The sequence below is a fragment of the Sphingobacteriales bacterium genome (assembly GCA_012517435.1).
In the GTDB taxonomy this organism is placed as follows: domain Bacteria; phylum Bacteroidota; class Bacteroidia; order CAILMK01; family JAAYUY01; genus JAAYUY01.
Genome location: JAAYUY010000143.1, coordinates 1 through 6,052 on the forward strand (window position 1 = coordinate 1; position 6,052 = coordinate 6,052).

7 protein-coding genes are annotated in these 6,052 nt (G+C 40.5%); 1 reads left to right on the forward strand and 6 read right to left on the reverse strand.

The genetic code is table 11. The annotated features are described in order from the left end of the window. The 6 genes from GX437_08100 to GX437_08125 all read right to left on the reverse strand — a co-directional run. Positions 1-320 (reverse strand): DUF1858 domain-containing protein (locus tag GX437_08100; protein NLJ07616.1); only part of this gene is annotated, 320 nt, incomplete at its 3' end. Between the two features lie 32 nt (positions 321-352). Next, on the reverse strand, positions 353-1,582 hold the full coding sequence (locus GX437_08105; GenBank protein NLJ07617.1) for a DUF438 domain-containing protein: 1,230 nt from the start codon (positions 1,580-1,582) through the stop codon (positions 353-355). 62 nt (positions 1,583-1,644) lie between these two features. Further along, positions 1,645-1,971 carry a cupin domain-containing protein gene (locus tag GX437_08110; protein ID NLJ07618.1) on the reverse strand — a complete coding sequence of 109 codons (327 nt, stop codon included), beginning with the start codon at positions 1,969-1,971 and terminating at the stop codon, positions 1,645-1,647. Positions 1,972-1,996: 25 nt separating this feature from the next. Continuing rightward, complete coding sequence (locus tag GX437_08115; GenBank protein NLJ07619.1) at positions 1,997-3,274, reverse strand: OprD family porin; 1,278 nt, start codon at positions 3,272-3,274, stop codon at positions 1,997-1,999. 61 nt (positions 3,275-3,335) lie between these two features. Continuing rightward, the gene (locus GX437_08120) at positions 3,336-4,268 is read right to left on the reverse strand and encodes a 4Fe-4S binding protein (GenBank protein ID NLJ07620.1); all 933 of its coding nucleotides are present in this window, start codon (positions 4,266-4,268) and stop codon (positions 3,336-3,338) included. Between the two features lie 4 nt (positions 4,269-4,272). Next, positions 4,273-4,680 carry an Rrf2 family transcriptional regulator gene (locus GX437_08125; GenBank protein NLJ07621.1) on the reverse strand — a complete coding sequence of 136 codons (408 nt, stop codon included), beginning with the start codon at positions 4,678-4,680 and terminating at the stop codon, positions 4,273-4,275. A gap of 301 nt (positions 4,681-4,981) precedes the next feature. On the opposite strand from GX437_08125, the gene GX437_08130 reads away from it, so the two are divergent. Further along, on the forward strand, positions 4,982-6,052 hold a 1,071-nt coding region (locus tag GX437_08130; GenBank protein NLJ07622.1), incomplete at its 3' end, for a cysteate synthase.

A 6,052-nucleotide genomic window follows, 5' to 3' on the forward strand; every position in this document is an offset into this window, starting at 1 on the left:
CGTGCATCCAGCTTACGAACAATTTTATGCTCATCAAACCAATCGGGAACAGTTGTTTCATCAAAAGTGGATAATTCCGCTGATTCAACAGCATCATCCCCGGCTAATTGTCTGATTTTGTTAATGATAATGCCCAATTCCACTCCGCCTATCATGGCAGCTTGTTGAAGCGTAGTAACTTTAGCTATTGTTTTACGCAAAATAGGATTTTTTAGTTTGGAAAATGCAGGTACCAATCTGATCAGCTCGTCTTCCACCTGAGGATAGGCTTCAAGCAGGTCATATATTTTTGTTTTCGGGGTGATAATTAACTTGTCCATAATCATGACTTTGTTAAATGGAAAAAGATGTTTCAGTTTGCGTAGCTCAGCAATCTCTGCTCTCCTTCGAGTTTCCTTGCGTTTGTCAGGTCTTGTGTTACTTCAAGTGTTCCGAGATATTCTCCCTTTTCATTTCTGACAGCAAAATACTCAATGAGAATAAATCTGCCTTTCATGTTGATCCAGAATGGAGCTTTACTGGCTTTGCCACTTTTGAAATCATTTAAAATCTGCTCGACAACGTGCACAGAATGAGGAGGATGACACATCCTGACATCACGGTTGATAATGGCTTTACTTCGGTGAAAAATCCGGTCTCCTTCTGAAAAGAACTTTACTTTATCGTTTTTATCAACAAAGGTAATGTCAACGGGTAATTTTGAAAATATGCCGATAAGTTCATCCACAGCGAGTATTCCCGTAGGAAGATTAATATGACCAGCTTCGTGAATTTCTTCCCCATTTTCCTGAATTCCTTCTGGAATCCATTCTTTATCAGGTACATACAAACAATATCCTATGGTCATGGTCTGTCGATGAATTTCGTACCATTCTGATTCGCTGAGGGTATCCATACACATTGGCAGGAGGATTTCTTCTTCCTTCATGATCATGTCGGTGATGGATTTTGAAGCGGGTATCAGAACCATCTGAATCATACCAGATATATCTTCAAAACTTAGTTTTTCATTTACTGAAAGGGACTCAATGGCTGCTTTCAGCAGTTCCCGGGTTTCATTGTGTTTGCCCCACATGACTTTTGGGGGGCCGGTAATGCCATGTTTTTCCAGAAAAGGGAAAAGCAGGTTTTCTTTTCTCAGATAATGTTTTTCGACATCCATCAACTGATTAAACAAATCCCTGATTTTCATCAGATATGCAGGTATTTCGTCTTCAGAGTTCAGTCCGCTTAGCATGATATACTCTTCATTTAGTTTTGCGACAACTTTTTCAAGTTCCCTGTTCTCTTTTTTGAAAACATCTGCCGGATGTCCTTCCGGTATCTCTTTGGCAGCACTTTGATCGATGTGTCCTTCGAGCACCTGTGTATGGATGTCGCACAGCCGTAGTACTTCTTCTATGGGTAGTCCTTCACTGATGAGTTCCTGCTCCACTTCCACTACATCATCATAAGGTATTGACGACATCAGCTCAATCATGCGTTTTCGCACCATTTCGGGCGCTTCACCTTTGTGAAGCTGAAGAATCATGTGCTTTAACAGCTCCTTTTTCTTTTCAGAATTATTTATTAATTCGCTCATTGTCAGATTTTTAAGGAAATTAAAAAAACGTTTAAATACGTGAAAAAGTCGGCTTTTGTCTCTTAGCCTTTTATCATGGTCAAAACCATTTTAAATTTTTCACTTGCCTTTACAGCATGGGGAATGTTGGCAGGCATAATAATGGATTGACCTGCTTCAAGATGAAATGGCTTTTCGTCAATCACAATTTCTGCTTTACCGTCAACTACCTGTACGAGAGCATCAAAAGGTGCTGAATGGGTGCTGAGCGACTCTCCTTTGTCAAAGGCAAACACGGTTACATTCCCTGCCGGGCATTTGATAAGTTGTTTGCTAACTATGCTATTAGTCTGATAATCAATTATATCATTAAAAGTAAAGATTTCAGATCTGCTGAATTCTATGTTCATTGTTCTGGTATTTAAAAGATTAAAATTATTTTTTCGAGTTAAAAAATTCAGGGGTTACCGTCATCATCAGCCATCCCCAGTTGCTTGTTTCTGTGGAGGAACCACCTCGGAGAAATTCAAGTGAAGCTGTTCCTAACATTTGGGAATAACCACCGCTGAATGTTACCCAATCGTTCCATTTGTAATTCAGGTAAAAGTCAAGCTCATTGCCAAGGGCAGCATCATAGCTTTTATTGTTAATCTTGTCAAAAATTTGTGCAGCCGAGGAAAAATTATGTATGTCAAACCCCGGATTCCATTTGCCTGCTTTATAGCTGATTTGAAGATAATTGTCCTGAAGACCAACACTGTTGAGGTGGTTTCCGACATAAAAGTAATCGAGATGCCCATTGAATTTATGGTTTGTGCCATAAAAAGGTGTAAATGAATTATTTTCGCTTCCGGCTGAATTTTGAGCTGTCCCTGATAAGCGTTCAAATCCAAGCGTCAGATTCAGTTTTTTCTCAAGAAAGGAGGCACCGGCTTCAGCTGAAACATAATATGCATTCAGGTTTTTGTTGGTGGCATCTTTCCCTGTCTGATAATAAGCAGAGGCTGCCAGACGGTAATTGTCATTGATTTTGTAGGTCAGGCGGGTACCGGCTGTCTGACTGTATATAATGCTGTATTTATTGGTTACACTGTCAATTTTTGTAATAAGCTGATTCCCGTTGTTGAGCACTAAAATACTCAGACCTAATTTTTCTGCGATGTCTTTATGCAGCCATAAGTATTGCATGGCCTTATAATTATTGCTGACAGTAAAAGGAATTGAGGGAACAGCATTTTGATTATAGGCAATACCGAGGTCGGCATTAAAGAGCTTTTTATCTGTAAACTGAATCAAGGCAGCATCATGGCTTCTTCCCTGTTGCGACCAACCAACGTTTCCAAAAATCCGGTGATCATCATAAATGATTTCCTGCCTTCCTGCCTTCAGGGCAAATTTATCATTGAATTTAACTTTTGCCCATGCTTCATGCACTGAGGTCAATCCATCCGTTATATTTAACTGTGGCTGGCTACCCCATATTCTGATGTCCTGCAATGAAATTCTGGAAGCAATAAATTCATTATTAAACTGAATGTTTAATCGTGTCCGCTGAGAGGTAAAGATAACCGCTTCCTGACCGGGTGAAGCAAGTTTTTTAGTTCCATGATCATATTCTGTCCGTGGCCGGAATTCTCCGCTTATGGTGAACTGTCCGGATGCTGAGTGAATTAACATCATCATGAATGATAAAACGACTATTCTATTTTTCATTTTCTTAAAATTTAACGGTTAAACAATATGGTTAATAAGACATTTTATTTTCTTTTAAAAATCAGGACCATTCTTCCTTTAAAATATCACCTTTAATTCCAACAATGACTTTTTTAATGGGAATTTTCCGCTGAGCCTGTGCCAGTGCTGTTTTTGCCAGATGAAACAATCCACCGCAACAGGGAACCTCCATAATCATGACAGTCAGGGTGTTAATCTGTGCCTGATCTATCATGGCTATAAGTTTATTCAGATAAATTTCCTGATTGCTGTCAAGTTTCGGACAGGCAATGGCAAGGCTTTTTCCATTCAGCCATCTGGAATGAAAATCGCCCAGCGAAAAGGCCACACAATCAGCAGCCAGCACCACATCAGCTCCCCGAAAATAGGGTGCAACAGGACTGATAAGGTGCATTTGCAAAGGCCATTGTCTTAAGGCTGATTTTTGTCCCGGAGCGTTTTCAATATCGGTTTGAAAATTTTCAACGCTTATTTTCTGCCTGGTAAAATCTATGGTACGGGAACCGGGGCAACCACCTCCGTGAATACCGGCCGGTTCATGTTCTTTTAAATTCCCGTGATGGTGGCCGTTTCCGTTTCCGGGCTGATATTGGTGTACAATATTCCTGACTTCAGCAAAATCGAAGTCATACTCATTCGGGTTGCTGCTTAACCATGCAACGGCTTCTCTCAGATAGGCATGTTCCCCGTGATCTTTAAGATGTTTAAGGTGGGCAATCGTTGTATTTTTTCCTTGCCGGGCAATGAGTGGAATTACCTTAAATTCATCATAAGGCTCAGCCTCCCGCTTTTCAATAGAAATAGCTCCTTCAGGGCATTCCCCGATACAGGCACCCAGTCCGTCACACATCAGATCGCTGACCAGACGTGCTTTCCCATCAATAATCTGAAGTGCCCCCTCAGGGCAGCCCGGAACACATAATCCGCATCCATTACATAATTCCTCATCAATTTTTATAATTTCCCGTATCATATTATTACTTTTTGGCGGTGATGTCGCTTAGTTTTTTGTTGCCAAAATATTCCCGGAACCTTTTGGTCAGGTCTAACCTGATATCCCCGTAAACACATTCCTCAAAAGGACACTCTTCCCTGTTGTGTGCACATTTATCTTCAACCAGCTGACCTTCAATGACCTCATAAATTTCAAGCAGGGAAATCTGCTGTGGATCCAGTTTGAGCCTGAATCCGCCTTTGGGCCCCCTTTCCGATTCCAGATAATTGTATCTGACAAGCATCTGTAATATTTTTGCCAGATGATTTTTTGAAAATCCCAGTTTTTCAGCCAACTGCCCTGCGTTCAGGTTTTTTTCAGTATTGGCTATTAATGCCAGGCTGTGAATTGCTATCGAGGCTGCCTCTGAAATACTGAGTAATTTTGCCATTTAATTAAATTTGCATTTAGGTATTTGAATACGCAAATATAATAACACAAAAATCAAACCAGCAAATTTTTTTTTCAAGGGTGAATCTTTATGTAGAAAAAAGATAATCAGTATTTTATGTAATGAGTGTTGGTTTTAATGATTTATCTCAATTGGCATTCCCGGAAACTAAACTGGCTAAAAAGGCAGCATATCCGACAAAGAATGCGAGGTAATCAAATTGGGAAGGCTGATTTGAATAAAAAGGAATTAATTTTTAAAAATTATTACTTTTGCCGGCTGACCAATTTTTAAGTTAAAAATGTTAAAAGAATTTGTGCCAACCCGCTATCAGCTAATGTCGGTGAAAACCGGGAAGTTGTTTGAAGATACTGGATGGTTGCTGGATGCACCCGGTGAAGTAGAGCCGACATTAATCAGGGCTGTATATGATTGTAAACAACTTCAGTTAGGATCAGAAAAGGATGGTTTATATCAATTCAGTTCATGGTTACCTGTAAGAAGAAAACTGGAGGGTTCTTCGGCTCCTGTAACTTATAGAAGCGAAAAACTTGGTGGTTTGCTTGGGCTTGAAAATTTGTATATTACTTTCAGCGGATATTGGCCGGAACGGGGAGCATTCATGAATACTTGCAGTTTTAAAGAGACAGAAGCCTATTCTGTATGCGGCAGGCTAAACCCCGATCATCATAAAATACTGGTGGTAGCTTCAGCAGGGAACACGGCAAGGGCATTTGCCAGAGTCTGTTCCGAAAACCATATTCCGCTTTTATTGTGCGTTCCCGAAGATAATATTGATGCACTATGGTTTGATAAACAACTGAATGATTGTGTCAGGCTCATTTCCACCCCTTCAGGGAGTGATTATTTTGATGCGATTCAGTTGTCAAACACTGCCAGTAGTATTGAAGGATTTCTGGCAGAAGGGGGTGCAAAAAATGTTGCCCGAAGAGATGGAATGTCAACTACTGTATTATCAGCCACTTCTTTTATTCATAAAATTCCGGACTATTATTTTCAGGCGGTGGGAAGCGGAACAGGTGCTATCGCTGCATGGGAGGCCAATTTACGTTTGTTACAGGACGGACGATTTGGAAACAGGAAAATGAAGCTGATGGTTTCCCAAAACATCCCATTCGTGCCAATGTTTGAAGCCTGGGAAGCCGGTTCAAGAAATCTATTAATGAAGGATGATGAAACTGCACGTCATCAGACGCATCAGATTATGGCAAAAGTGCTGTCGAACCGCAGGCCTCCTTATGGCATTTATGGCGGATTGTTCGATGCATTAAGCGACACGCAGGGAAAAGTATTGCTGGCTGATAACACAGAAACTTTGGAAGCCATGCGTTTATTTGAACAATATGAAGGA

Excerpts from the sequence above, each read along its gene's own strand:
- GX437_08105 (NLJ07617.1), bottom strand. The coding sequence starts at position 1,582 with ATGAGCGAATTAATAAATAATTCTGAAAAGAAAAAGGAGCTGTTAAAG.
- GX437_08110 (NLJ07618.1), bottom strand. The coding sequence starts at position 1,971 with ATGAACATAGAATTCAGCAGATCTGAAATCTTTACTTTTAATGATATA.
- GX437_08115 (NLJ07619.1), bottom strand. The coding sequence starts at position 3,274 with ATGAAAAATAGAATAGTCGTTTTATCATTCATGATGATGTTAATTCAC.
- GX437_08120 (NLJ07620.1), bottom strand. The coding sequence starts at position 4,268 with ATGATACGGGAAATTATAAAAATTGATGAGGAATTATGTAATGGATGC.
- GX437_08125 (NLJ07621.1), bottom strand. The coding sequence starts at position 4,680 with ATGGCAAAATTACTCAGTATTTCAGAGGCAGCCTCGATAGCAATTCAC.